22 protein-coding genes are annotated in these 23,776 nt (G+C 66.1%); 8 read left to right on the forward strand and 14 right to left on the reverse strand.

Translation table 11 applies throughout. From position 1 onward, the window contains the following. The first annotated feature begins 26 nt into the window (after nt 1-26). Nucleotides 27-1,187, forward strand: coding sequence for an alkaline phosphatase family protein (locus METRZ18153_RS0102760; RefSeq protein WP_020163303.1), 1,161 nt, complete (start codon nt 27-29; stop codon nt 1,185-1,187). 39 nt (nt 1,188-1,226) lie between these two features. Here the strand turns inward: METRZ18153_RS0102760 and METRZ18153_RS0102765 are convergent, their stop codons facing one another. The 5 genes from METRZ18153_RS0102765 to rpsU form a co-directional block, all read right to left on the reverse strand. Beyond that, nucleotides 1,227-1,658 carry a CBS domain-containing protein gene (locus METRZ18153_RS0102765; protein ID WP_020163304.1) on the reverse strand — a complete coding sequence of 144 codons (432 nt, stop codon included), beginning with the start codon at nt 1,656-1,658 and terminating at the stop codon, nt 1,227-1,229. 57 nt (nt 1,659-1,715) lie between these two features. Next, entirely contained in the window at nt 1,716-3,737 is a 2,022-nt protein-coding gene (gene rpoD, locus METRZ18153_RS0102770) for an RNA polymerase sigma factor RpoD (RefSeq protein WP_019915415.1), read from the reverse strand. A gap of 181 nt (nt 3,738-3,918) precedes the next feature. Then, on the reverse strand, nt 3,919-5,688 hold the full coding sequence (gene dnaG, locus METRZ18153_RS0102775) for a DNA primase (RefSeq protein ID WP_020163305.1): 1,770 nt from the start codon (nt 5,686-5,688) through the stop codon (nt 3,919-3,921). A gap of 11 nt (nt 5,689-5,699) precedes the next feature. Next, nucleotides 5,700-6,155 carry a GatB/YqeY domain-containing protein gene (locus METRZ18153_RS0102780; RefSeq protein ID WP_020163306.1) on the reverse strand — a complete coding sequence of 152 codons (456 nt, stop codon included), beginning with the start codon at nt 6,153-6,155 and terminating at the stop codon, nt 5,700-5,702. 113 nt (nt 6,156-6,268) lie between these two features. After that, nucleotides 6,269-6,481 carry a 30S ribosomal protein S21 gene (gene rpsU, locus METRZ18153_RS0102785; protein ID WP_008061479.1) on the reverse strand — a complete coding sequence of 71 codons (213 nt, stop codon included), beginning with the start codon at nt 6,479-6,481 and terminating at the stop codon, nt 6,269-6,271. A 129-nt stretch (nt 6,482-6,610) separates the two neighbouring features. On the opposite strand from rpsU, the gene tsaD reads away from it, so the two are divergent. Further along, on the forward strand, nt 6,611-7,621 hold the full coding sequence (gene tsaD, locus METRZ18153_RS0102790) for a tRNA (adenosine(37)-N6)-threonylcarbamoyltransferase complex transferase subunit TsaD (RefSeq protein WP_020163307.1): 1,011 nt from the start codon (nt 6,611-6,613) through the stop codon (nt 7,619-7,621). A gap of 6 nt (nt 7,622-7,627) precedes the next feature. Here the strand turns inward: tsaD and plsY are convergent, their stop codons facing one another. Next, nucleotides 7,628-8,245 carry a glycerol-3-phosphate 1-O-acyltransferase PlsY gene (gene plsY, locus METRZ18153_RS0102795; protein ID WP_020163308.1) on the reverse strand — a complete coding sequence of 206 codons (618 nt, stop codon included), beginning with the start codon at nt 8,243-8,245 and terminating at the stop codon, nt 7,628-7,630. A gap of 63 nt (nt 8,246-8,308) precedes the next feature. Here plsY and folB point away from each other — a divergent pair, with 63 nt between their 5' ends. After that, on the forward strand, nt 8,309-8,668 hold the full coding sequence (folB, locus tag METRZ18153_RS0102800; RefSeq protein ID WP_020163309.1) for a dihydroneopterin aldolase: 360 nt from the start codon (nt 8,309-8,311) through the stop codon (nt 8,666-8,668). Here folB and METRZ18153_RS0102805 read toward each other — a convergent pair. Together METRZ18153_RS0102805 and METRZ18153_RS0102810 are read right to left on the reverse strand one after the other, a co-directional pair. Beyond that, nucleotides 8,607-9,158: a methylated-DNA--[protein]-cysteine S-methyltransferase gene (locus tag METRZ18153_RS0102805; protein WP_020163310.1), complete on the reverse strand. Its 552-nt coding sequence runs from the start codon at nt 9,156-9,158 to the stop codon at nt 8,607-8,609. The genes folB and METRZ18153_RS0102805 overlap by 62 nt on opposite strands. After that, complete coding sequence (locus METRZ18153_RS0102810) at nt 9,155-9,736, reverse strand: chalcone isomerase family protein (RefSeq protein ID WP_020163311.1); 582 nt, start codon at nt 9,734-9,736, stop codon at nt 9,155-9,157. Before METRZ18153_RS0102810 ends, METRZ18153_RS0102805 begins: the two co-directional genes overlap by 4 nt. A 199-nt stretch (nt 9,737-9,935) precedes the next feature. Between METRZ18153_RS0102810 and METRZ18153_RS0102815 the strand changes: the two genes are divergently transcribed. After that, nucleotides 9,936-11,264 (forward strand): tetratricopeptide repeat protein, encoded by a 1,329-nt coding sequence (locus METRZ18153_RS0102815; protein WP_020163312.1) that lies wholly within the window; start codon nt 9,936-9,938, stop codon nt 11,262-11,264. A 9-nt stretch (nt 11,265-11,273) separates the two neighbouring features. Then, a complete protein-coding gene (locus tag METRZ18153_RS0102820) occupies nt 11,274-12,671 on the forward strand; it encodes a FecR family protein (protein ID WP_020163313.1) in 1,398 nt (465 codons plus the stop codon). A 20-nt stretch (nt 12,672-12,691) separates the two neighbouring features. Here METRZ18153_RS0102820 and METRZ18153_RS0102825 read toward each other — a convergent pair whose 3' ends face one another. The 6 genes from METRZ18153_RS0102825 to METRZ18153_RS0102850 all read right to left on the reverse strand — a co-directional run bounded on the left by METRZ18153_RS0102825 (nt 12,692) and on the right by METRZ18153_RS0102850 (nt 19,905). Further along, nucleotides 12,692-13,288, reverse strand: a complete 597-nt coding sequence (locus METRZ18153_RS0102825; RefSeq protein WP_020163314.1) for a MarC family protein — start codon at nt 13,286-13,288, stop codon at nt 12,692-12,694. Between the two features lie 63 nt (nt 13,289-13,351). Continuing rightward, complete coding sequence (locus tag METRZ18153_RS0102830; protein ID WP_020163315.1) at nt 13,352-14,608, reverse strand: glutamate-5-semialdehyde dehydrogenase; 1,257 nt, start codon at nt 14,606-14,608, stop codon at nt 13,352-13,354. A 96-nt stretch (nt 14,609-14,704) separates the two neighbouring features. Next, nucleotides 14,705-15,709, reverse strand: a complete 1,005-nt coding sequence (holA, locus tag METRZ18153_RS0102835; protein WP_020163316.1) for a DNA polymerase III subunit delta — start codon at nt 15,707-15,709, stop codon at nt 14,705-14,707. Nucleotides 15,710-15,714: 5 nt separating this feature from the next. Continuing rightward, nucleotides 15,715-16,239, reverse strand: coding sequence for an LPS-assembly lipoprotein LptE (locus METRZ18153_RS0102840; RefSeq protein WP_020163317.1), 525 nt, complete (start codon nt 16,237-16,239; stop codon nt 15,715-15,717). A gap of 8 nt (nt 16,240-16,247) precedes the next feature. Beyond that, a complete protein-coding gene (leuS, locus tag METRZ18153_RS0102845) occupies nt 16,248-18,881 on the reverse strand; it encodes a leucine--tRNA ligase (RefSeq protein WP_020163318.1) in 2,634 nt (877 codons plus the stop codon). 94 nt (nt 18,882-18,975) lie between these two features. Beyond that, a complete protein-coding gene (locus METRZ18153_RS0102850) occupies nt 18,976-19,905 on the reverse strand; it encodes a mechanosensitive ion channel family protein (protein ID WP_020163319.1) in 930 nt (309 codons plus the stop codon). A 136-nt stretch (nt 19,906-20,041) separates the two neighbouring features. Here METRZ18153_RS0102850 and uvrD point away from each other — a divergent pair, with 136 nt between their 5' ends. From uvrD to METRZ18153_RS0102865, 3 genes are read left to right on the forward strand one after another with little or no spacing between them, the layout of a single operon-like run. Continuing rightward, a complete protein-coding gene (uvrD, locus tag METRZ18153_RS0102855) occupies nt 20,042-22,270 on the forward strand; it encodes a DNA helicase II (RefSeq protein ID WP_020163320.1) in 2,229 nt (742 codons plus the stop codon). A gap of 6 nt (nt 22,271-22,276) precedes the next feature. Then, on the forward strand, nt 22,277-23,173 hold the full coding sequence (locus tag METRZ18153_RS0102860) for a tetratricopeptide repeat protein (protein WP_029143505.1): 897 nt from the start codon (nt 22,277-22,279) through the stop codon (nt 23,171-23,173). 5 nt (nt 23,174-23,178) lie between these two features. Beyond that, entirely contained in the window at nt 23,179-23,760 is a 582-nt protein-coding gene (locus METRZ18153_RS0102865) for a poly-gamma-glutamate hydrolase family protein (protein ID WP_020163321.1), read from the forward strand. The last annotated feature ends 16 nt before the right edge of the window (nt 23,761-23,776 follow it).

Here is a 23,776-nt window from a genome sequence, read left to right on the forward strand (position 1 = left end):
CGGGTTTCGGAGGAGGGTGGCGGGCGATGTGGCCGGATTTCGAGGGTGGGTCGATCGCCGACCTGATGCAGGATGTGGTGCGCGCATGTGGCGGCAAGAGCGCCGGTACGGGCTTGCGCGATGTCGACGCGTCAGCCTGGCGTGGCGCGCGCAGCGTCGTGTTGCTGGTGCTCGACGGCGTCGGCATGAAGCAGCTCGAACTGCTGCCCGAGGATGGTTTCCTGCGCCATCACTGCATGGCGACGCTGACCTCGGTGTTCCCATCGACCACCGCAGCGGCCATCACCACCTTCATGACAGCCCGGCCGCCGGCAGTGCATGGGCTGACCGGCTGGCACCTGCGTTGTACCGAACCGGGACTGGATGGCCGCGTGCTCGCCATCCTGCCGGTCACGCTGCGCGGCGATGGCGATCTGCCCTGGTCGCAGGAGGAGGTGCTGGCGAGGGTGTGCCGGGCGCCGTCCGTGTTCGCGTCGCTGCCCGGCCCGTCACGGGTGATCTCGCCCGCCGACATTGCGCACTCGCCGTTCAACACGCTGCACAGTGCAGGCGCGGAGGTCGTCGGCTATGCCGGGCTTGAGGGCATGCTCGCCGCGCTGACCGAGGCGCTGCGCGCACCGTCACCGCCGGCTTACGTCTATGCCTACTGGCCGGACTTCGATCATTGCGCTCATGTGCGCGGCTGTGCGTCGGACAGCGCGCGCGAACTGCTGCGCGCGGCAGACGCTGCGCTGACTGCCTGGGCCGGGACGATGGCGGGCTGCGACGCGCAGTTGCTGGTGACGTCCGACCACGGCTTCATCGATGCACCTGCGGAGCGCCTGATCGAACTCGAGCAGCTGCCGTCGCTGGCCGACTGTCTCGCCGGTCCGTTGTCGGGTGAGCGGCGCGCCGTGTTCTGTCACCTGAAACCCGGCCGTGCGCGCGATTTCGAACGCGCGCTGCAGGCACTGGACAGCGCCTGCATTCCGTGGCGATCGAGCGATCTCGTCGCAGCAGGGCGTTTCGGTCCGGGCGAGCCGCATCCGCGCCTGCTTGAGCGGATTGGTGACTACACGCTGGAAATGAGGGCGGACTGGACCTTGCGCGACACCGTGCCGGGCGAACGTGCGCACCGGCTGATCGGCGTGCACGGGGGCACGAGCGAGGCGGAAATGAGGGTACCGCTGGTGGGGAAGATGCTCTGAAAGACATACGGGAGCGCGCTCGCGCTCCCGTCGTGAAGGTCAGCTCGCGATATAGCTTTCGAGCTGCTTGATCAGGAACTGCTGGTACTCGATCGTTTCCTTGACCATGTCACCGATGGACACGACACCGACCAGTGATCCGGCGGCATCCAGCACCGGCAGGTGGCGGATGCGCTTGTCGCTCATCAGCTGCATCGCCTGATCGACCGTCATCTCCGGCGTCACGTGGATGAGCTTGCTGGTCATGATGTCGCGCACCGGCGTGGTGGCCGAATCCTTGCCCTGCAACACTACCTTGCGCGCATAGTCGCGCTCGGAAAAGATGCCGGCCAGCGCACCGTTGTCGGTCACCAGCACGGCACCGATGCCGCGATTGGCCATCACGCGCAGCGCGCTGATGACCGTGTTGTCCGCTTCGACGGTCGCGATCGGACCCTGCTTGCCTTCAATCACCTGAGCGATGGTCTTCACGGTAGGCCTCCCTGTTGTTTTCCGTGACGATGGGGTCGCTCAAGTTTCACACGAAAATCAGGTTTCCGTGTCGAGGAAGCTGCGCAGTTTTTCGCTGCGCGACGGGTGACGCAGCTTGCGCAGCGCCTTTGCTTCGATCTGACGGATGCGCTCGCGCGTCACGTCGAACTGCTTGCCCACTTCTTCCAGCGTGTGGTCGGTGTTCATTTCGATGCCGAAGCGCATGCGCAGTACCTTGGCTTCCCTCGGCGTCAGGCTGTCCAGCACTTCCTTCGTGATGTCGCGCAGGCTGGCGAACAGCGCAGCGTCGGTCGGTGCCAGCGTCGCGGTGTCCTCGATGAAGTCGCCCAGATGGGAATCGTCGTCGTCGCCGATCGGCGTTTCCATCGAGATCGGCTCCTTGCTGATCTTGAGGATCTTGCGGATCTTCTCTTCCGGCATTTCCATGCGGATGGCCAGCGTCGCCGGATCCGGCTCGGCACCGGTTTCCTGCAGGATCTGGCGCGAAATGCGGTTCATCTTGTTGATCGTTTCGATCATGTGCACCGGGATGCGGATGGTGCGCGCCTGATCGGCAATCGAACGCGTGATGGCCTGACGGATCCACCAGGTCGCATAGGTCGAGAATTTGTAGCCGCGACGGTATTCGAACTTGTCCACCGCCTTCATCAGGCCGATATTGCCTTCCTGGATCAGGTCGAGGAACTGCAGGCCGCGGTTGGTGTACTTCTTCGCGATCGAGATCACCAGACGCAGGTTGGCTTCGGTCATCTCGCGCTTGGCGCGACGCATCTTGGCTTCGCCGGTGGACATCTGCTTGTTGATGTCCTTCAGTTCCTTCAGCGGCAGGCCGATGCGGTCCTGGATGTCGATCAGCTTGCCCTGTTCCTCGATGATGGCCGGGGCGGCACGCAGCAGCTGCGCGCCATTCGACTTGGCGGCGGTGATTTCGCCCTTCAGCCAGTCGATGTTCACCTCGTTGCCCGGGAACACCTTGATGAAGTGGGCGCGCGGCATATTGCCCTTGTCCACACACAGTTCGAGGATCTTGCGCTCGTGCTTGCGCGCCGATTCGACCATGTTGCGCACCGAGTCACACAGCTTCTCGATCATGCGCGCGGTGAAGCGGATGTTCATCAGCTCGTCCGACAGCTGCTTCTGCAGCTTCAGATAGGTCTTGTCCTGCGAGCCCTTCTTGTCCAGCGTCGACTGCATCTTCGTGTACAGCGCACGGATGCTTTCGAAGCGCTCCAGCGCATCGGCCTTGAGCTGGATCAGCGAAGCGCTCATCGCGCCACCTTCGCCGTCCTCGTCCTCTTCGTCGCTGTCCTCGTCCTCTTCGTCGGACGCTTCGGCACTGGCGGCCGCTTCTTCCTCTTCCTCGACCGCGTTCGGGTCGATCAGGCCGTCGATCAATTCGTCGATGCGCATCTCTTCGCGCGCGACGCGATCGGCCATGTCGAGGATTTCGGCAATGGTCGTCGGGCAGGCGGAAATCGCCTGGATCATGTGGCGCAGGCCGTCCTCGATGCGCTTGGCGATCTCGATCTCGCCCTCACGCGTCAGCAGTTCGACCGTACCCATTTCACGCATGTACATGCGCACCGGATCGGTCGTGCGACCGAATTCCGATTCGACCGTCGACAGCGCCTGTTCGGCTTCCTCTTCGACTTCCGACGCGTCGACCACGGCCGGCGCGTTCTCGCCCATGAGCAGGTCTTCCGAAGCGGGGGCTTCGTCGAAGACACGGATGCCCATGTCGTTGAAGGTCGAAATGATGGATTCGATCTGCTCGGCGTCGACGATGTCGTCCGGCAGGTGATCGTTGATTTCGGCGTAGGTGAGGTAACCGCGTTCCTTGCCCAGCGCAATCAGCGTCTTCAGACGCAGGCGACGCTGATCGGCGTCCATCGGCAGGGCGTTCGCTTCGGCGGAACCCGCCTTCGCTTTCAGATCCTTGGCTTTGGCGTCTTTGGCGGCCTTTGCACCGCGGGCGGTGACGGGCTTTGCGGCTGCAACAGGCTTTTCTGCGACTTCAGCCTGCTTGCGTGTATCCTTCGACTTGTCCTTGGCGACCATGTATATCCTCAGATCTGCGTGTAACCAGCGGCGAACCTGGCAAGGCAAAACCCTCACCGGATTGCCGTCCGCCTGCGCACAGGACCCCGTCGTACCGGGCCGGCAATGAGCCCGACCTATGTAAGCGGTCGACAGGGAAAACCCGTCATTATACCCGTTTTAGGGGTTGGCTTCTCGTCTTTCAAGTCCGCGCCTTCTCCCGGAGCAGACGGCCGAGTTCGGCCTGTTGCTCTGCGGTCAGCGGCGCCTGACGGCCGAGCATCGTCAGATGGTTGATTGCGCGGGAAATTCCCGTTTTCCTCAGATGCTGCAGCGTGTCGTCGAACATGTGCGGCAGCGCACCCTCGTCCGCCGGGTCGTCGATCGCCGCGGCGACCGCGTCCTCGATCAACGGTCCGTGCGGACCGTCCCTGAAGTATTCGACCAGCGCAGCCGTGTTGCCGGCATCGATATCGCCGTGTTCGATGCAATCGGCGATCGCCTGCACGGCACGCAGCCAGGGGTCGTCATCGATGTCTTCCAGGTGTCCGACCTTGCTGCCGAGCGCGGGGCGCTGCATCAGCATGCACAGAAGCTTGCGCGCCGGCGTCGTCGGTGCGACGCGCGGTGCTGCCGGCGCCGGCGGCGCGTTGTAGCGACCAGTGCGGCGCGGCATGCGCAAGCCGCAGGCTTCGGCCAACTCCTGCGCCGACAGCCCGACCGCCGGTGCCAGCAGGTGCAGCAGCTGGGTACGCAGGGCGCCGGCGGGGATCTGTGTCACCAGCGGCTTGGCTTCATTGATGAACTGGGCGCGACCTTCGGCGCTGCGCGTGTCGCAGCGCGACTGCAGTTCGTGCAGCAGGTATTCGCTGAGTGGCTGCGCCGACAGCGCGAGCTGGCGGAAGCGGTCCGCACCCTGTTCGCGGACGAAGCTGTCCGGGTCGTGCTCGGTCGGCAGGAAAAGGAAGGAAGCGCTGCGGCCGTCGCTCAGTTCCGACAGCGCCGATTCGAGCCCGCGCCACGCGGCCTTGCGGCCGGCGCGGTCGCCGTCGAAGCAGAACACGATGCGGTCGGTCTGGCGGAACAGCTTGTGGATGTGGTCAGGGGTGGTCGCCGTGCCCAGTGTGGCCACCGCGTTGCCGACGCCAAACTGGGCCAGCGCCACCACGTCCATATAGCCCTCGACCACCAGCACGAAGCCGTCGTCGCGGATCGCCGCGCGCGCCTGTGTCAGGCCGTACAGTTCGCGGCCTTTCGAGAACAGCGGTGTTTCCGGGGAGTTCAGGTATTTCGGTTCGCCGCGATCGAGCACGCGGCCGCCGAAGCCGATCACATTGTTCCGCGCATCAAGGATGGGAAACATCACGCGGTCGCGGAAGCGGTCGTAGCGTCGGCCCTTGCTCTGGCCCTCCGACGGCTCGGCGTCGATCACCAGGCCGCATTCGGCCAGCGCAGCAGCTTCGTAATCGTCGAACGCTTCGCGCAGGCCCTGCCAGTCGTCCGGTGCGTAGCCGATGCCGAAGCGGGCGGCGATCTCGCCCGACAGGCCGCGGCCCTTCAGGTAGTCGATCGCGCGCGGGCTTTTTTTCAACTGTTGCTTGTAATGCTGGGCGGCGCGCGCCATCACCTCGGTCAGCGACGCCGCCTGCTGACGGCGCTGTGCCATTTCCGGCGTGAAGTCTTCGCGCGGAACGGTCATGCCGGCGTTGCGCGCCAGTTCCTCGATGGCGTCCGGATAGCTCAGCCCGGAGTATTCCATCAGGAAGCCGATGGCGCTGCCGTGCGCGCCGCAGCCGAAGCAGTGATAGAACTGCTTGGCCGGGCTGACCGTGAATGAGGGTGTCTTCTCGCTGTGGAAGGGGCAGCAGGCCTGATAGTTGGCGCCGGCCTTCTTCAGCGGGACGTAGCGCTCAACCACGTCGACGATGTCGACGCGGTTGAGCAGTTCCTGGATGAAGGACTGCGGGATCATCCCGCCGTCGCTCAGCCGGCGTTGCCGCTCAGCGCGGCCTTCACCAGCGCGGACGCCTGCGCCATATCGGTGCGACCGGCCAGCTTCGCCTTCAGCGGTCCCATCACCTTGCCCATGTCGGCCGGGCCGGCGGCGCCGACCGCTGCGATCACCTCGGCGATGACGGCGCGTACTTCGTCCGCGCTCATCTGCTGCGGCATGTAGGCGGTCAGTACCTCGAGTTCGAACTTCTCGGCGTCCGCCAGATCCTGGCGGCCGGCGCTTTCGTACTGACTGATCGAATCGCGGCGCTGCTTCAACATCTTGTCGATCACGGCGGTGACCTGGGCGTCGTCGAGCACGATGCGCTCGTCCACTTCCTTCTGCTTGATCGCGGCCAGCAGCAGGCGGATGGTGCCCAGACGCGCGCTGTCTTTGGCGCGCATCGCGGTCTTCATGTCTTCGCTGATCTGTTCCTTCAGGCTCATGGTGTCACTCGCGGCGGCGGTTGAAGGGAAGCAACAAACACAAAAAGCCGAATGCGTCACTGCGCATCCGGCTTTTTGGGTTCAAGCCCTGCAGCCTTGCAGGGCCCGGCGAATCAGTACAGCTTCGGCGGCAGGGTCTGGCTGCGCAGCCGCTTGTGGTGACGCTTCACGGCGGCAGCCAGCTTGCGCTTGCGCTCGGCCGTCGGCTTTTCGTAGAACTCGCGCGAACGCAGTTCGGTCAGCGTGCCAGCCTTTTCGATGGTGCGCTTGAAGCGGCGGATCGCAACTTCAAACGGCTCGTTTTCCTTGACGCGAATACCCGGCATACAAACAGCCCTCAATGGCGCGCCCGCTGCTCGATATGAGCGGACGCATAACGGAAAGCCGGCGAGTATATCTCGGTGCCGGCGATGTGCCAAGTCCGATTTGTGGGGCGCGCAAGTACAATGCGCCGCATGTGGATACTTGGCATCGAATCGTCGTGTGACGAAACAGGGCTGGCGTTGTACCACGACCAGCGAGGTCTGGTCGCGCACGCCGTGCACTCGCAGATCGATCTGCATCAGGCGTATGGTGGCGTGGTGCCGGAGCTGGCGTCGCGCGATCACGTACGGCGCATCGTGCCGCTGTATCGTCAGGTGCTGGCCGAAGCAGGCATTGCCGCCGGCGACATCGACGCCATCGCCTACACGGCGGGGCCGGGGTTGGCGGGCGCGCTGCTGGTCGGTGCGGCGTTCGCCGAATCGCTCGCCTTCTCGCTCGACAGGCCGGCCATCCCAATTCATCACCTGGAAGGGCATCTGCTGTCGCCGCTGCTGTCGGCTGATCCGCCGACCTATCCCTTCGTCGCCTTGCTGGTGTCCGGCGGCCATACGCAGCTGATGCGCGTGTCGGCGGTCGGTGACTACGAAATGCTCGGCGAGACGCTGGACGATGCGGCCGGCGAAGCCTTCGACAAGACGGCCAAGCTGCTCGGCCTGCCGTATCCGGGTGGGCCGCACCTGGCGGCGCTGGCGCAGCAGGGCTCGCCGGGGTGTCTGAAGCTGCCGCGGCCGATGCTCGGCAGCGGCGATCTCGACTTCAGCTTCTCCGGACTGAAGACGGCCGTACTGAACGCGGTGAACAAGGGCCTCGACGAGGCCGGGCGTGCCGATCTGGCGGCCGAGTTCCAGGAAGCGGTGGTCGATGTGCTGGTCGCCAAGTCGCTGGCTGCGCTGCGGCAGACCCGGCTGAACCAGCTGGTGGTGGCCGGCGGGGTCGGTGCGAACCGGCGTCTGCGCGCGCGGCTCGACGTCGAACTGGCGCAGCGGAAAGGGCGCGTGTTCTATCCGGAGCTGGCGCTGTGCACCGACAACGGCGCGATGATCGCCTTTGCTGGCGCGCAGCGGCTGGCAGCGGGCGTGGCAGCGTCGTCGTCGCAACACGCCATCGCGGTACGGCCGCGCTGGCCGCTCGACACGCTCTGAGCGGGCTCAGCCCGCGTTCTGGGCCTTCTTGCCGCCGATGCGGCTTTCGGTGCCATTCATCAGTCGGCGTATGTTGTCCGCGTGGCGCCAGATCAGCAGGCCGGACATCGCGGCAAGCGCGCCGCACACGACGGCGGACTGCGTGTACAGCAGGCCGCTGATCGGCGCGCTGCATGCGGCAACCAGTGCCGCCAGCGACGAGTAACGGGTGAGCAGCGCGACCGCCAGCCAGATGCCCAGCGCGATCAGCCCCACCATCGGTTCGGCGGCCAGCATTACGCCGGCCGCGGTCGCCACGCCCTTGCCGCCGCGGAAGCCCAGCGTGACCGGGAAGACATGGCCGACGAAGGCCGCCACCCCCGCCAGCAGTGCGGCGTTGTCGCCCATGCCCAGCGCGCGCACCAGCCATACCGCGACGCAGCCCTTCAGCGCGTCGCCGATCAGCGTAAGCAGCGCGGCCTTCTTGTTGCCGGAGCGCAGCACGTTGGTGGCGCCCGGATTGCCGGAGCCATAGGTGCGTGGATCGGCCAGGCCGAACAACCTGCTGCTGACGACGGCGAAGGGAATGCAGCCGAGTGCGTAACCGAGGGCGATCGCGATGGCGATGCTGAAAGCTGAATTCACGATGGGCGACGGGTCGGACGTAGAATCCGGCAATTCTAGTTCGACACGGGCATCTGGGCAGACATGGACTGTATTTTCATCGAAGGCATGAAGGTGACCGCATCGGTCGGCATCTACGCGCGCGAGCGTGCGCACACGCAGCAGCTGGAGATCAGCATGACCTTCGGCGTGCCCGACGCCGCGGCCCAGAACGACGACATCAACGACACGATCGACTACGCTGAGGTGGTCAATCGCATCCGCGCCGAACTGGGACAGCGCCACTTCAATCTGCTCGAAACGCTGGGCGAGTTCGTCATCAACATGATGCTGAACGACTTCCGCGCGTCATGGGTCCGGATTTCGATCGCCAAGACCGGCATCATGAAGGACGTGCGTCAGGTCGGCGTGACGATAGAGCGGGGGCGATCGCCGACAGCCTGAAATCGCGCGTCGCGGCCTCGTGCGCGAGCAGCCAGCGCTTGATGCCGGGCAGAAAGCCCTGCGTCGCGTGCGCGAAGCCGCCCAGTGCGCCACCCGCCCCGACGACGCGATGACAGGGAATCACGACCGGCAGCGGATTGGCGCCGCAGGCCGCCCCGACGGCGCGCGGCGCGGAGCCGATGCGGCGCGCCACCTCTCCATAGGTCAGCGTGTCGCCGACCGCGATCTGCTGCATCACCGCCCACACCGCGTTCTGGTGGGCGCTTCCGCCGGGAGCCAGCGGCAGATCGAAGCGGTGCCGGGCATCGCGCAGGTAGGCGTCGATCTGGCGTGCGGCTTCGGCCGCCAGTAGCGTGCGCGCCGGTTGCGGCGACTGCGGCGACAGGAACTCGATCAGCGTGAGCGCATCGTCCGCCGTGCGGATGCCCAGAGCGAAGCCGGGCGCCGCGATGACCGCGTCCCAGTCGGTCGCGTCGGAGTCCTTCATCATTGCGCCTGTCTGGCGCCGAGCAACTGCTGCTTCAGGTCGTCCTGGGTCGGCTTCTGCCCTATCCAGATGGCGAGCAGCGCACGGTAGAAATCATCGCCCTCGACCGTCTTGCTCACCTCCTTGCCGTCGATCACGGCACGGGTGCCGCGACCGGGCAGCCATTCAAGGCCGATGCGGCTGCCCTTCTTCACCTCCTGCACCGCCATCAGATCGTCGACGAAAGCGCGGATGCGCGGCTGCATCGCTTCGAATTCCGCCGGCGGCAGATTCTTCTTCATGCCCTTGACCAGCGGTTCGGTGAACTGCGTTGCGGAAAAGCTCATCAGCGGCACGATCTCGATACGTTTCGGGCCTGCCGCGGCCATTGCCGCGTCCAGACTGTCGGCCGGTGCGCCAAGGTAGAGCGCGACGGTGTAGGCCTTGATGATGAAGCGCGTGCGCACGCCAGCGCCGTTCAGCTGAAGCGTCGAATCGGACAGGCGTGTCGTCGGATCGAAACGCGTGCCTTCGACTTCGATGGCCGTGACGACCGGAGAGAGCATCAACATCGACACGAAACACAATGCGCGCAGATTCATGGGGACTCCGTCGGGTTCGGGTCCCGAATTATCCGGCGGACGGGCACCGATCGTGCTCGCGAGATGTGAGAAATGACGGCCTGCTTCAGGAATCAACCTTAATAAGACTTCGCAAGCTATTGTTTTTCAATCAATGAAGTGCAATCATCCGACCATTGAGGTCAGTCGGTTGTCGGTCACGCGACAACGAGGAGGGCGCATGCGCGCACAAAAAAGAACACATCCGCTGCTGTTTGCACTGCTGCTGGGCACATCGGTCGCCACGCACGCTCAATCCTTGACCGAACAGGCGGCCGCGCACATCGAAGCCGGTCGCCATGCCGCTGCCTACCAGCTGCTGTCTCCGCAGGAGTCGGAGCGGGCCGGTGATCCGCAGTTCGATCTGCTGCTCGGCATTTCGGCGCTGGAGACCGGGCGGCATACGCTGGCCGTGTTCGCGCTCGAACGCGTGCTCGCCGTGCAGCCGGACAATGCGCGCGCCCGTGCGGAAATCGGCCGTGCCTATCTGGCGCTCGGCGAATCGGTCGGCGCCCGGCGTGAGCTGGAAGCGGTGCGCAATCAGAACGTACCGCCCGAGGTGGCCCGCGCGATCGATCGCCTGCTGTCGGCCATCGATCGGGCGCCGGACGCAGGCAAGCCGTCCTTCGCCGGTTTCATCGAAGCGGCGGTCGGACGCGACACCAATGTGAATAGCGCCACTTCGCAGAATGCGGTCGCGGTACCCGGCCTTGGCGCCTTCCTGCTCGACCCTGCCAGCCAGAGTCGCGACGCCTGGTTCAGTGCGCTGTCTGGCGGTGTCAATGCACGCGTGCCGCTGAACCGCGAATGGGCTTTCCTCGCCGGCGCTACCGGCGCGGCGCGCTTCAACGGCGGTGAGTCGCGCTTCGACACCACGGCGCTGGACGGCAACGCAGGCGTGTCGTGGACGCGCGGCGCGAACCGGATCACCGCTGCGCTGCAGCTCGGCATGTTCGAGGTCGATGACGACAAGCTGCGCGACTACACCGGTGGCTCGCTGCAATGGCAGCACACGCACGATGCGCGCAACCAGACCACCGTATTCGTCCAGCAGAGCCGCCTGCGTTACGAAGGCACGAACGACGTGCGCGACGTCAATCGCAACATCTATGGCGTCGGTCACGCGCTGGTTCTGCCGAACGATCGCACAATGCTGTTCGGCAGTTTCTACCTGGGCGCCGAAACCGGTCGCAACGATCTGCCTTCGGGCGTAAACATCGCGGCCAACGACGTGATCGGCTTTCGCGTTGGCGCGCAGCATACGCTGGACGAGCGCTGGATGCTGTTCGGTGCGCTGGCACACGAGGCGCGCGAGTACTCGAATGTCGACCCGATCTTCGCCCGCGTGCGCGACGACAACCTGACCTCGCTTTCGCTGGGCGCGAGCTATGCCTTCGCCAAGCAGTGGCTGCTTACGCCGTCGGTGTCCGTGGTGCGCAACGACTCCAGCATCAACCTCAACGAATACCGTCGCGGCGTCGCCCAGTTCGCCGTGCGCCGCACGTTCTAGGAGAGCGCCATGGCGAAACCCTTCACTCCCGCACGCCTGACGTTCGCCATCGCGCTGGCGTTTCCGCTGCACGCGCTGGCCGATAACGCGGCGCGTGTCGAATTCACGTCGGGCGACGTGCGCGCGCTGGCGGCCGACGGCAGCAGCCGCGTGCTGGCGCGCGGTGCCCAGGTCGGCAGCGGCGACACCGTCGACACCGGCAGCGGCCGCGCCCAGATGCGCTTCACCGACGGCTCGCTGGTGTCGCTTCAGCCGCAGACCCAGTTCCGCATCGATCAGTACGCGTTCGCCGGCAAGCCGGCCGAGGACCGTGGCTTCTTCAGCCTGATCAAGGGCGGTCTGCGCACCATCACCGGTCTGGTCGGCAAGGGCAATCGCAGCAATTACAAGCTCACCACCTCGGTTGCCACCATTGGCATCCGCGGTACCGAGTTCTCCGTTGTCTACGGCAACAGCATCAACGTGACGACCGGCGATGGCGCGGTCGACGTCTGCAATGGCGCCGGCTGCCTCACGGTGTCCGATGGGCAGAGTGCCTATGTCGCTGACCAGAGCACGCCGCCGGTCATTACCGAGGTGAAGACCGACCTGCCGCCGCCTCCGCCGTCGAACAGCGCCAGCCTGACGCCGCCGCAGGGAGATGACACCTTCCTGGTGTCGGAGAACCGCAGCGAGGGCGGTGGGCTGGACGTGCTGGACGGCTACGCCGGCGGCAGCCTGCAGTCCGGCGACGGCTATTACGTCTATGGCCAGTACGTCGACCAGTACGGTGGCTATGGCGGCGACGTCATGCTGGATTCGGCGAGCGCCACCTTCGAGGGCAATGCGCTGGTGTCGGCGTCGAATTCGAATGGCGACATCCAGGCGTCTTCGGTTGCCGAAGCGCATCAGGACGGCATCATCGGCTGGGGGCGCTGGACCAGCGGTTCGTGCTCCGGCGAATTCGACTGCGCCGGCGACACGCTGCTCGACGTGCATTACATCGCCGGCAGGCCGACGCCGGATCTGGCCGCGCTGGGCGGCGCCAGCGGCACCTATGCGCTGAGCGGCTACACGACGCCGACCACGACCGGCGGTGCGAGTGGCGGTTCGGTGAGCGGGTCGATGACGGCCGATTTCTCGGCCTACACGCTCAGCGTCGGCATGAACGTAACGGTCAGCGCCACCACCTTCGGGCTGACCGGCTCGGGCAGCATCAACAGCGGTACTGCAGCGTTCTCCGGTTCGTTCTCGAACTGCAGCGGGTGTTCGTTCAGCCCGCCCAGCGGCAGTTTCCACGGCTTCTTTGCCGGTGCAGGCGCCGAGCGCGCGGGCATGGTCTACACCTTCGACAGCGGAATTGGCGGCATCAACAAGGTCAGCGGCGCGGCGGTGTTCACGCAGACTTCGCTCGGTCTGGGCAACTGACGGGCGCGCCGATCAGCCGCTCAGAGCGATCCGGCAAAGCTGCGGATGCCGGTCAGCAGCATTTCGACCGCGACCGCACACAGCAGCAGGCCCATCAGTCGCTCAAGTGCGGAGGTTCCGCGCTCACCCAGCCGGCGGATCAGCGGCCCGGCCGCCAGCAGCACGCAGGCGGTGACCGCCATGGCCGCGCTCATCGCGCCGGTCCAGGTCCAGAAGCGGTCCGGCTCGCGCGACACCAGCAGCATCACCATGGCCATCGCCGACGGCCCGGCGATCAGCGGAATCGCCAGTGGCACGACGAAGGGTTCGCCGCCGGCCCACTCGCCGAACACGCCGGCCGGCTGCGGAAAGATCATGCGCAGCGCAATCAGGAACAGCAGCACGCCGCCAGCGATGCCGAGCGAGGTCTGCGACAGCTGAAGTAGCTTCATGACCGACTCGCCGGCCCACATGAAGACGAGCAGCGCCAGCCAGGCGAAGAAACACTCCCGCAGCACGACGCGCTGACGCCGCGCCTTCGGCACGTCCTTCAGCAGCACGGTCATGACCGGTGCGTTACCGAATGGATCGAACAGCAGCAGGAGCAGGATGCTGGCGGAGAGGAAGCTGTCGGACAATTCGTAGGGGCTGGGGGCTAGGACCTAGGGGTAACGGGACGGCGTGCCGTCCCGTTACGCAGTTCAGTTGCGCACGTGGCCGTCGCCGAGCACCACCCACTTCTGACTGGTCAGTCCATCCAGGCCGACCGGGCCGCGGGCGTGGATCTTGTCGGTCGAGATGCCGATCTCTGCACCGAGCCCGTATTCGAAGCCGTCGGCGAAGCGGGTCGAGGCGTTGATCATGACCGACGCCGAATCGACCTCGCGGATGAAGCGCATCGCCCGCGTGTGGTTCTCGGTCACGATGGCGTCCGTGTGCTGCGAACTCCAGCGGTTGATGTGCTCGATCGCGTCGTCCAGCGAATCGACGATGCGCACCGCGAGGATGGGGGCAAGGTATTCGGTCGCCCAGTCCTCGTCGGTGGCCGCCTTCATCGCCGGTACCAGCGCGCGCGCGCGCTCGCAGCCGCGCAGTTCGACGCCCTTGCCGAGGTAGATGTCGGCCAGTCGGCCAAGCACGCGCGGTGCCGCAGCGACATGCACCAGCAGCGTTTCCATCGTGTTGCAGGTGCCGTAGCGATGGGTCTTGGCGTTGTCGGCGATGCGCACCGCCTTGTCGTCATCGGCGAATTCGTCGATATAGACGTGGCAGTTGCCATCCAGATGCTTGATCACCGGCACCTTCGCTTCGCGGGAGATGCGCTCGATCAGACCTTTGCCGCCGCGCGGCACGATCACGTCGACGAACTGCGGCATCGTGATCAGCGCACCGACTGCCGCGCGATCGGTGGTGTCGACCACCTGCACCGCCGTTTCCGGCAGACCGGCGGCAACCAGGCCTTCGCGTACGCAGGCGGCGACCGCCTGATTGCAGCGCGCTGCTTCCGAACCGCCGCGCAGGATGGCGGCGTTGCCGCTTTTCAGGCACAGGGCCGCGGCGTCGGCGGTCACGTTCGGCCGCGCTTCGTAGATGATGCCGATCACGCCGAGCGGCACACGCATCTTGCCCACCGTGATGCCGGTCGGGCGGCGCTTGAAGTCGGTCATTTCGCCGACCGGGTCGGGCAGCGCGGCGACCTGTTCCAAGCCCTGGGCCATCGCCTCGACGCCCTTCGCGGTCAGCGTGAGCCGGTCGATCATCGCCGCGTCCAGACCATTGGCGCGCGCCGCGTCGACGTCGGCCGCGTTGGCTTCGAGCAGCTGCGGCGCACGCTCGCGCAGCAGAGCGGCGATGCGGATCAGCGCGTCGTTCTTGGCGGCGGTGGATGCCTGCGACACGATGCGCGAGGCGGCGCGGGCCTGGCGGCCCAGCGTGTTCATGTAGTCCTGGATGTCCATCTTGATTCCCGAAATGCTCAGACCGCGCACCCTATGGAAACTGCAGTCAAACACGGATGAAAGCAGAAAGCGCGGCGACTTGCCAGTCGGCCACGCTCAGCGTGCGCACAGTCGCAGCGTGATCTGCAGGAACTCGTCCCACACGTCGCCACGCGCTACGCCCTTGATCATGCGGTCCAGTCGCGCCGCCTGCATCAGCGCGGTGCGGGTGGCGGCCGAGGACAGGCGCTGCAGTGCCCGCTTGTACGGTGACTGGCGGGCGCCGAAGATGCGCGCCGCGGACAGTGCGTCGTCGGCGCTGCGGCCGGCGTCCATTTCGGCGCGTGCCGTGGCCAGCACACGCAGTTCGGCGACGATGATCCACAACACCAGCGGAGCGGCCACGCCCTCGGCGCGCAGGCCGTCGAGCAGGCGGCTCGCGCGCGCGGCGTCGCCGGCGAGCAGCGCCTGGCGCAGGTCGTCGACGTCGTAGCGGGCGACATCCATCACCGCGTTGCGCACCTGTTCGAGCGTCAGTTCGCCTGGCGGATGCAGCAGCGCGAGCTTCATCACTTCCTGATTGGCCGCCAGCAGATTGCCTTCGACGTGGCCGGCCATGAATTCCAGCGCTTCCGGTGTCGCGCTCTGCTGCTGACGGGCGAGCCGACCGGCCAGCCAGGCCGGCAGGCGCGCAAGACCGGGCGCGTTCAGTTCCAGCTCCATGCCGGATTCGATCAGTGCGGCGAACCAGCTGCTCTTCTTCGCCTTCCAGTCCATCAGCGGCAGCGTCACCAGCGTGATCGTGCCGGCCGGCGGGTTCGCGGCGTAGCGGGCCAGCGCGTCGCTGCCTTCGCGGCCCGGCTTGCCGGTCGGAATGCGCAGGTCGATCAGCTTGTCGCCACCGAACAGCGACATATTGCCCGCCGCCTCGGCCAGCGCCGACCATTTGAAGTACTGCGTCACCACCAGCACCTCGCGCTCGCTGAAACCGCGCGTACGCGCGGCGGCGCGGATGGCGTCCGCCGCCTCGATCACCAGCAGCGGCTCGTCGCCGTGCAGCACGTAGAGCGGCGCGAGCGTGCCCTTCAGGTGGGCCTCGAGCTGTTCGGCGCGCAGCTGCATCGCGCTCAGGCGGGTTTGCGCTTGATCGCCTGCAGGCGGCGCAGCAACTGCTGGATCAGGTCGGACTGCATTTCGTCGTACAGCACCTGCTCTTCCTGCTGCTTTGCCAGCATTTCGGAATCGCTGTAGGTCAGGTCGCGGCGCAGCTCGATCGACGCCACCGGCGCGATCTCGACATTGTTGCGATCGCGTACACGGAACGAGAAGCGCTGACGCAGTTGATATTCACGCACGCGGCCGGCCGAGTTCAGGCTCAGGATGACCTTTTCGACCTTGTTCTCGGTGATGTCGACGATGGCGTCGGCGGCTGACGGTTCGTCCGCCACCTGAGTCGAACTCTGTGTCTGTATCGCGCGGCGGATCTGCGTGGTCAGTTCCGTGTTGCTGCGGCTGCCGTTGATGTACAGCGTCTGGAAAGGCAGATCACGCACGCCGCGCAGGTGGAAGCCGCAGGCCGCCAGCGGAAGCGCGGCGGCGGCGACCAGCAGCAGGCTGCGGCGGGATGGGTTGGCGGGGGCGCTCACGGGCATCTCCTGCTTCAGCACACGATATTGACCAGACGGCCGGGCACGACGACCACTTTCTTCGCCGGCTTGCCTTCCATGAATTTCTGCGCCGCATCGTTGGCCAGCGCAGCGGCCTCGATGGCGTCCTTGGCCGCATCGGCGGCGACGCGCAGGCTGCCGCGCAGCTTGCCATTCACCTGCAGCATCAGTTCGACCTCGTCCTGCACCAGCGCCGATTCGGCCGGCTCAGGCCATTCGGCGCTCAGGATGTCGTCGCCGAAGCCGCAGTCGCGCCACAGAACGTGCGTGACGTGCGGGCAGATCGGCGACAGCACGCGCAGCAGCATGGACAGGCCTTCGCCGATCACCTCGGCCGCGTCGGCGCCGTCGCGCGGCGCCTTTTCCAGCGCGTTGAGCATCTTCATGCAGCCTGAGGCCACAGTGTTGAACTGCTGCTTGCCGAGGTCATAGCTGGCTTGCTTCAGCACAAGGTGCAGTTCGCGTCGCAGGTCGGCCAGCGCGGCCGGCAGCTTGGCCTTGCCCAGCGTCGACGCCGCCGGCACGTGCGCGCGCAGTTCGGCCTTGTAGTCCTGGGCGAAGTTCCAGACGCGCTTCAGGAAGCGGTGTGCGCCCTCGACGCCGGCATCGTTCCATTCCAGCGTCTGTTCCGGCGGGCTGGCGAACATCATGAAGAAGCGCGCGGTGTCGGCGCCGTACTGATCGATCAGCGCCTGCGGGTCGACGCCGTTGTTCTTCGACTTCGACATCGTGGTCAGTTCGTGCTCGAGCACGGTGCCGTCGGTCTTCAGCCTGCCGCCGGTGATCTGCCCCTTGGCGTCGCGCTGGACCTCGACCTCGCTTTCCCAGTAGTAGTTCTTGCCGCCGCCTTCAGGCTTGTGCAGCCAGGCGTGGTTCAGAACCATGCCCTGGGTGAGCAGGCGGGCGAACGGTTCCTTCACCGTCATCAGGCCCATGTCGCGCATCACCTTGGACCAGAAGCGCGAGTACAGCAGATGCAGGATGGCATGCTCGATGCCGCCGATGTACTGATCCACCTGCATCCAGTAGTTGGCGCGCTCATCGACCATGGCCGCATCGTTGCCGACCGAACAGTAGCGGGCGTAATACCAGCTGGAGTCGACGAAGGTGTCCATCGTGTCGGTTTCGCGCTTCGCCGCCGCGCCGCATTTCGGGCACGCGACGTTGATGAAGTCTTCGCGCTTGAGCAGCGGGTTGCCCGAGCCATCCGGAATGCAGTCTTCCGGCAGCACCACCGGCAGTTGCTCGTCCGGCACCGGCACGTCGCCGCAGTGATCGCAGTGGATGATGGGTATCGGGCAGCCCCAGTAGCGCTGGCGCGACACGCCCCAGTCGCGCAGGCGCCACTGCACCTTCTTCTCGCCACCTTTGGCCGCGAGATCGGTGGCCACCGCATCGACTGCGGCAGCGTAGCCCAGACCGTCGTAGCGGCCGCTGTTCACGCAGACGCCGTCCTTCGATCCGTACCACTCGGCCCATGCGTCAGTCGAGAATGCATTGTCGCCGACCGCGATCACCTGCCTGATCGGCAGGTCGTACTTCTTCGCGAAACCGAAGTCGCGCTCGTCGTGCGCCGGCACGGCCATTACCGCGCCGTCGCCATAGCTCATCAGCACGTAATTGCCCACCCACAGCGGCACCGATTCGCCGGTCAGCGGATGCACGACGGTGAGGCCGGTCGGCAGACCTTCTTTTTCCATCGTCGCCATGTCGGCTTCCATCACCGAGCCGTGCTTGCATTTCTCGATGAAGGCGGCCAGTTCCGGATTGCTGCGCGCGGCGTGGGTGGCCAGCGGATGTTCGGCGGCGACCGCGCAGAAGGTGACGCCCATGATGGTGTCGGCGCGGGTCGTGAACACCCACAGCTTGCCGTCGTCGATCAGTGCGCCGCTGTCATCGCGGATGTCGTGGCTGAAGGCGAAGCGCACGCCGGTGCTCTTGCCTATCCAGTTCGCCTGCATGGTCTTCACGCGCTCGGGCCAGCCGTCCAGCGTGTCCAGGTCGTCCAGCAGTTCGTCGGCGTACTGCGTGATGCCGAGGTAGTAGCCGGGGATTTCGCGCTTCTCGACCAGCGCACCGGTGCGCCAGCCGCGGCCGTCGATCACCTGTTCGTTGGCCAGCACGGTCTGGTCGACCGGGTCCCAGTTCACCACCTGGGTTTTCTTGTAGGCGATGCCCTTTTCCAGCATGCGCAGGAACAGCCACTGGTTCCACCTGTAGTACGACGGCTGGCAGGTCGCCAGTTCGCGGCTCCAGTCGATGGCGAAGCCCAGCGCCTTGAGCTGCTGGCGCATGTAGTCGATGTTGTCGTAGGTCCATTTTGCCGGCGGCACCGCATTCTTGATCGCCGCGTTCTCGGCCGGCAGACCGAAGGCGTCCCAGCCCATGGGTTGCAGCACGTTGTAGCCGCGCATCCGGTGGAAGCGGGTCAGCACGTCGCCGATGGTGTAGTTCCGCACATGGCCCATGTGCAGCTTGCCCGACGGGTAGGGGAACATCGACAGGCAGTAGTACTTGGGCTTCGAAGTGTCCTCGACGGCCTTGAAGGTCTGGCTGTCGTCCCAGTACTGGCGCGCGGCGGCTTCGACCTCGGACGGGGTGTAGGCGGGGGTCTGTTTTTCTGACATGAGGCGGGATGCGGCGGAAATGAACGCTAACCCGCAATTATAGGCCCGGCGGGACGCGGCCCGCCGGAAAACGCGGTGTAGGTGCCGCGCCGACTCAGGCCGGGGCCGTCCGGCGGGGCGCCGAGCCCTTGCGCGACACTTCGCGCAGCGTCGCTTCGGCGTCGTCGGCGAAGCGCAGCGTCAGATGCGGCAATGGCATGGTCTGGCCGCGTTCGTCGTAAGCTTCCTTCACCCGCCGCAGGAACTCACGCCGCACTTCCCATTGGGCCATCGCCGCGACACGGATACGTGCCCGCACGATCAGTGCCGATTCCTGCCACTGGTCCACGCCCGCCATTTCCAGGTCGCCGAGCATGCGGCCGCCGAAGTACTCGTCCTCGCGCATCGCCTTGGCGACATCGAACATGATGGCGTAGATGTCAGCCACCCGGTCGGTCGGCGCCATCCGCACGTCGATCACCGCATTGGCGAATTCGCGCGAGCGGCTGGTGACCGTCGTGATCTCGCCGTTCGGGACGAAATGGACGTTGCCTTCGTAGTCGCGCAGCCGCACATAGCGCAGCGTCACCTCTTCGACCACGCCGCTGTGGCCGGCGATATCGACGATGTCGCCGACGCGGATCTGGTTCTCCAGCAGTACGAACAGCCCGGAGAACAGATCCTTCACCAGCGACTGGGCACCGAAGCCGATGGCGATGCCGGCGACACCGGCGGTGGCCAGCAGCGGGGCGACCGAAATGCCCAGCGCGCTCAGCGCGATGCCGCCGGCCAGCACGAGGATGACCACCGATGCCGCGTAGCGCGCGACCCGCACCAGCGTGTCGATACGCTTGATGTCTTCCGCGCAGTCGGTGCGCCGGCGCAGCGTTTCGTGGATCAGCCGTATCGAGCGCCGGGCGAGGTGCTGCAGTATCCAGGCGAGCAGCAGGATCAGGAACAGCTTCACCGCGAGGTCAAGCACCTGAGGCAGGCGGTCGCCCGCCCATGCGTAGAGCCAGGCGGCGGTCTGTGTCCAATCGTTCATTGTTGTGGTCTCTCCCTGTTTGCGTTGTCCGGGTTAGACGCGACCGCCCTGCCCGGGGGCGGTTCCTCGCTGTAGGAGGAGGACTACACGCCCACGGGGCGCGACCGTCGGCAGGCAGCCCGGTAGAATCCGCCGCATGACATCCAACCCGCTTCTTTCCGGTCTGAACGAACAGCAGTTCCAGGCCGTCACGCTGCCGTCGCAGTCCGCACTCATTCTCGCGGGTGCCGGGTCGGGCAAAACGCGCGTGCTGACCACGCGCCTGGCCTGGCTCATTTCGACCGGCCAGGTGTCGCCGCACGGCATCCTCGCGGTCACCTTCACCAACAAGGCGGCCAAGGAAATGCTGGCGCGGCTGACCGCGATGCTGCCGATGAATGCACGCGGCCTGTGGATAGGCACTTTCCACGGTCTGTGCAACCGCATGCTGCGCGCGCACTGGAAGGAAGCCGGGCTGCCGCAGCTGTTCCAGATCCTCGATTCGGCCGACCAGCTGTCGGCCATCAAGCGCATGCTGAAGGCGCTGAACATCGACGACGAGAAATTCCCGGCGCGCGACCTGATGTACTTCATCAATTCGGCGAAGGAGCAGGGGCTGCGTCCGCACGAGGTCGAGGCCTTCGACGACTTCGCGCGCAAGCGGGTCGAGCTGTACCAGGCCTACGAGGCGCAGTGCCAGCGCGAGGGCGTGGTGGATTTCGCCGAGCTGCTGCTGCGCTGTCACGAGCTCCTGCAACGCAACGAGCCGATACGCGCCCACTACCAGCGCCGTTTCCGCCACATCCTGGTCGACGAGTTCCAGGACACCAACGTGCTGCAGTACCGCTGGCTCAAGCTGCTGGCTGGCCTCGGTACCGAAGGGCAGGCGGCGGTGATGGCGGTCGGCGACGACGACCAGAGCATCTACCGCTTCCGCGGCGCCGAGGTCGGCAATATGCGCGACTTCGAACGCGAGTTCCATGTCGACAACGTCATCCGGCTGGAACAGAACTACCGCTCGCACGGCAACATCCTCGACGCCGCCAATGCGGTGATCAAGCACAACAGCGGGCGGCTCGGAAAGAACCTGTGGACCGAAGCCGGCCACGGCGAGCCGCTGCGCGTCTATGAAGCGTTCAACGACATCGAGGAAGCGCGCTGGGTGGTCGAGGAAATCAGGGCGCTGATACACGACGGCACCGCGCGCGATGACATTGCGCTGCTCTACCGCAGCAATGCGCAGTCGCGCGTACTCGAACACGCGCTGTTCTCGGCTGGCATTCCGTATCGCGTCTATGGCGGCCTGCGCTTCTTCGAGCGGCAGGAGGTCAAGCATGCGCTCGCCTACATGCGCCTGATCGCCAATCCGCACGACGACACCGCGTTCACCCGCGTGGTCAATTTCCCGACCCGCGGCATCGGCGCGCGTTCGCTGGAACAGCTGCAGGACGCGGCGCAGGCGCATTCCACCAGCCTGTATGGCGCGCTGAATTTTCTGACCGGCAAGGCGGCGCAGTCGGTCGGTGCCTTCATCAAGCTGGTCGATCAGCTGCGTTTTGCCTGCGAAGGACTGAAGCTGCCGGAAATGGTCGAGCAGGTGCTCGAACTGTCCGGCCTGCGCGCGCACTACCTGACCGAGAAGGAGGGTCAGGAGCGGGTGGCCAACCTCGACGAAATCATCAATGCGGCCGCCAACTTCATTTCCGAGGAAGGCTATGCGCAGGTCGCCGCCGAGGACGAGGCGGCGCCGCCCGACCCGCTGTCCGCCTTCCTGTCGCACGCTTCGCTCGAAGCGGGCGAGCATCAGGCTGACGCCGGTCAGGCCGCGGTGCAGCTGATGACCGTGCATTCGGCCAAGGGGCTGGAATTCGACGTGGTGTTCATCGGTGGTCTCGAAGAAGGCCTGTTTCCGCACGAGAACTCGGTGCTGGAGCGCGACGGTCTCGAAGAGGAGCGCCGGCTCATGTACGTCGCCATCACCCGCGCGCGCAAGCGGCTCTATCTGTCGTTCGCGCAGTCGCGCATGCTGCACGGACAGACCCGCTACAACCTGCGCAGCCGCTTCTTCGACGAAATTCCCGCCGAACTGCTGAAGTGGCTCACGCCACCGGCCAGCGCGCGCGGTTACGGCGGCTTCGGCAGCAGCAGTGCCGCGCCGTCGGCACCGGCGAGCAGCAATCCGCGCAGCTTCGGCAGCGGCCGCCGGACCACCGCGGTCAATGACAGCGGCTTCCGCGTCGGCCAGCAGGTGAGCCACGCCAAGTTCGGCGCCGGCGTCATCGTCAATGCCGAGGGCTCGGGTTCGGATGCCCGGGTCCAGGTCAATTTCGGTGCGTCGGGCGTCAAGTGGCTGGCGCTCGCCGTGGCCAAGCTGTCGCCGGCCTGATCGCTCATGAGCGTGCGCCTCCGCCTCTTCTGTTTCGCAGCGCTGCTGTCGGCAGCCGGCGCGGCTGCGGCGTCGGAACAGTGGCGTACCGCCCATCTGCGTGGCGAGTGCGATACGGCGCTGGCCGAGGCGCGTGGTGCCGCCGAGAAGGGCGAGCCGGAAGCGATGCTGCAGATGTCCGACTGGCATTTCTTCGGCACCTGCCTGGACAAGAACGACACCGAATCGGCGCGCTGGGCGCTGCTGTCGGCGGAGGCCGGGCTGGCGCGGGCGCAGGTCGTGGCCGGGCAGATCCGTGCCAGCGGCATCGGCGTCGAGCGCAATGCGGCCGAGGCACGCCGCTGGTACACACTGGCGGCCGAAGGCGGTGACCCGGAAGGCATGCTGTTGCTGGCCAAGCTGATCGAAGCCGATACCGCCGACCCGCTGGCGCCGGAACTGGCGCTGGCCTGGGTGCGGCGCGCGGCCGACAGGAACTACGCGCCGGCCTATGTCCATCTGGCGGCGATCTACAGCGGCGGCGGTGCCCAGACCGACTACGCGGAATCTGCGCGCTGGCTGGAGAAGGCGATGCAGGCGGGCTACAGGGACAATTCGGTCTGGGTCGCCTGGTCCTGGGCCTGCCTCAATCTCGGCCGCTACGACGAAGTGCTGCAGGCGGCGACCAAGGTGCCGAACGACGCGCCGGAATTCAAGGCGGCGCAGATCAACCACGCGCACGCACTGTTGCTGAACGGACAGATAGGCAACGCGCGCGAGGTGTACGCCGCCAACATGACCCTGCGCGGCGCCGACGAATTCCGCCGCATCCTGCGCGAGGACTTCGCCGAACTGCGCCGTTCCGGACGCGATCACCCGGGCATGGCGCGCATCGAGAAGCTGTTCCTGACCGGCAAACCCTGAGCGACGTGCACCGCGACCGCCATCGCAGCTATGCCGAACTGTCGTCCGCGCATCGCGAGGGCATCGACTACCACGTCACCGTAGAGCGACGCGGCAGCGGGGTCGCCATCGTCGCGCCGCATGGCGGGCGCATCGAGCGGGGCACTTCGGAGGTGGCGCGTGCAATCGCCGGCGACGACTTTGATCTCTACCTGTTCGAAGGCGCGTTGCCGACGATGAACTTCGAAACCCTGCACATTACGAGCACCCGCTTCGACGAGCCGCGCGCCCTGTCGCTGATCGCCGACTGCGACGCCGTGCTGGCGGTGCACGGCGTGGCCGATACCGGCGAGCGCGCGCTGCTCGGCGGCCGCGATCGTGCGCTCGCCTGCGCCATGGCCGATCGTCTGTACGCACGCGGCGTGCTCGCGCAGACCAGCGGCCATCGCTACCCCGGCCTCGATCCGCGCAATCTGTGCAACCGGGGGCGGCAGGGCCGCGGCGTGCAGATCGAACTGAGCGACCGCTTGCGCGGCGGTCGCTACGAAAGGGCAGTGATCGATGCCGTTCGTGCTGCCCTGCATGGACGGGTCATGACGCGACGCTAGAATGCAAAGCTGACCT

The sequence above is a fragment of the Methyloversatilis discipulorum genome (assembly GCF_000385375.1).
Lineage (GTDB): Bacteria > Pseudomonadota > Gammaproteobacteria > Burkholderiales > Rhodocyclaceae > Methyloversatilis > Methyloversatilis discipulorum_A.

Bases quoted from the DNA above. Each gene is read 5' to 3' on its own strand.
- METRZ18153_RS0102805 (WP_020163310.1), bottom strand. From the start codon at position 9,158: ATGATGAAGGACTCCGACGCGACCGACTGGGACGCGGTCATCGCGGCG.
- rpsU (WP_008061479.1), bottom strand. From the start codon at position 6,481: ATGCCGGGTATTCGCGTCAAGGAAAACGAGCCGTTTGAAGTTGCGATC.
- dnaG (WP_020163305.1), bottom strand. From the start codon at position 5,688: ATGATCCCGCAGTCCTTCATCCAGGAACTGCTCAACCGCGTCGACATC.
- holA (WP_020163316.1), bottom strand. From the start codon at position 15,709: ATGCAGCTGCGCGCCGAACAGCTCGAGGCCCACCTGAAGGGCACGCTC.
- METRZ18153_RS0102830 (WP_020163315.1), bottom strand. From the start codon at position 14,608: ATGGACATCCAGGACTACATGAACACGCTGGGCCGCCAGGCCCGCGCC.
- METRZ18153_RS0102810 (WP_020163311.1), bottom strand. From the start codon at position 9,736: ATGAATCTGCGCGCATTGTGTTTCGTGTCGATGTTGATGCTCTCTCCG.
- METRZ18153_RS0102820 (WP_020163313.1), top strand. From the start codon at position 11,274: ATGGCGAAACCCTTCACTCCCGCACGCCTGACGTTCGCCATCGCGCTG.
- METRZ18153_RS0102860 (WP_029143505.1), top strand. From the start codon at position 22,277: ATGAGCGTGCGCCTCCGCCTCTTCTGTTTCGCAGCGCTGCTGTCGGCA.
- METRZ18153_RS0102760 (WP_020163303.1), top strand. From the start codon at position 27: ATGTGGCCGGATTTCGAGGGTGGGTCGATCGCCGACCTGATGCAGGAT.
- uvrD (WP_020163320.1), top strand. From the start codon at position 20,042: ATGACATCCAACCCGCTTCTTTCCGGTCTGAACGAACAGCAGTTCCAG.
- METRZ18153_RS0102815 (WP_020163312.1), top strand. From the start codon at position 9,936: ATGCGCGCACAAAAAAGAACACATCCGCTGCTGTTTGCACTGCTGCTG.
- rpoD (WP_019915415.1), bottom strand. From the start codon at position 3,737: ATGGTCGCCAAGGACAAGTCGAAGGATACACGCAAGCAGGCTGAAGTC.
- folB (WP_020163309.1), top strand. From the start codon at position 8,309: ATGGACTGTATTTTCATCGAAGGCATGAAGGTGACCGCATCGGTCGGC.
- METRZ18153_RS0102850 (WP_020163319.1), bottom strand. From the start codon at position 19,905: ATGAACGATTGGACACAGACCGCCGCCTGGCTCTACGCATGGGCGGGC.
- tsaD (WP_020163307.1), top strand. From the start codon at position 6,611: ATGTGGATACTTGGCATCGAATCGTCGTGTGACGAAACAGGGCTGGCG.
- leuS (WP_020163318.1), bottom strand. From the start codon at position 18,881: ATGTCAGAAAAACAGACCCCCGCCTACACCCCGTCCGAGGTCGAAGCC.
- METRZ18153_RS0102780 (WP_020163306.1), bottom strand. From the start codon at position 6,155: ATGAGCCTGAAGGAACAGATCAGCGAAGACATGAAGACCGCGATGCGC.
- METRZ18153_RS0102840 (WP_020163317.1), bottom strand. From the start codon at position 16,239: ATGCCCGTGAGCGCCCCCGCCAACCCATCCCGCCGCAGCCTGCTGCTG.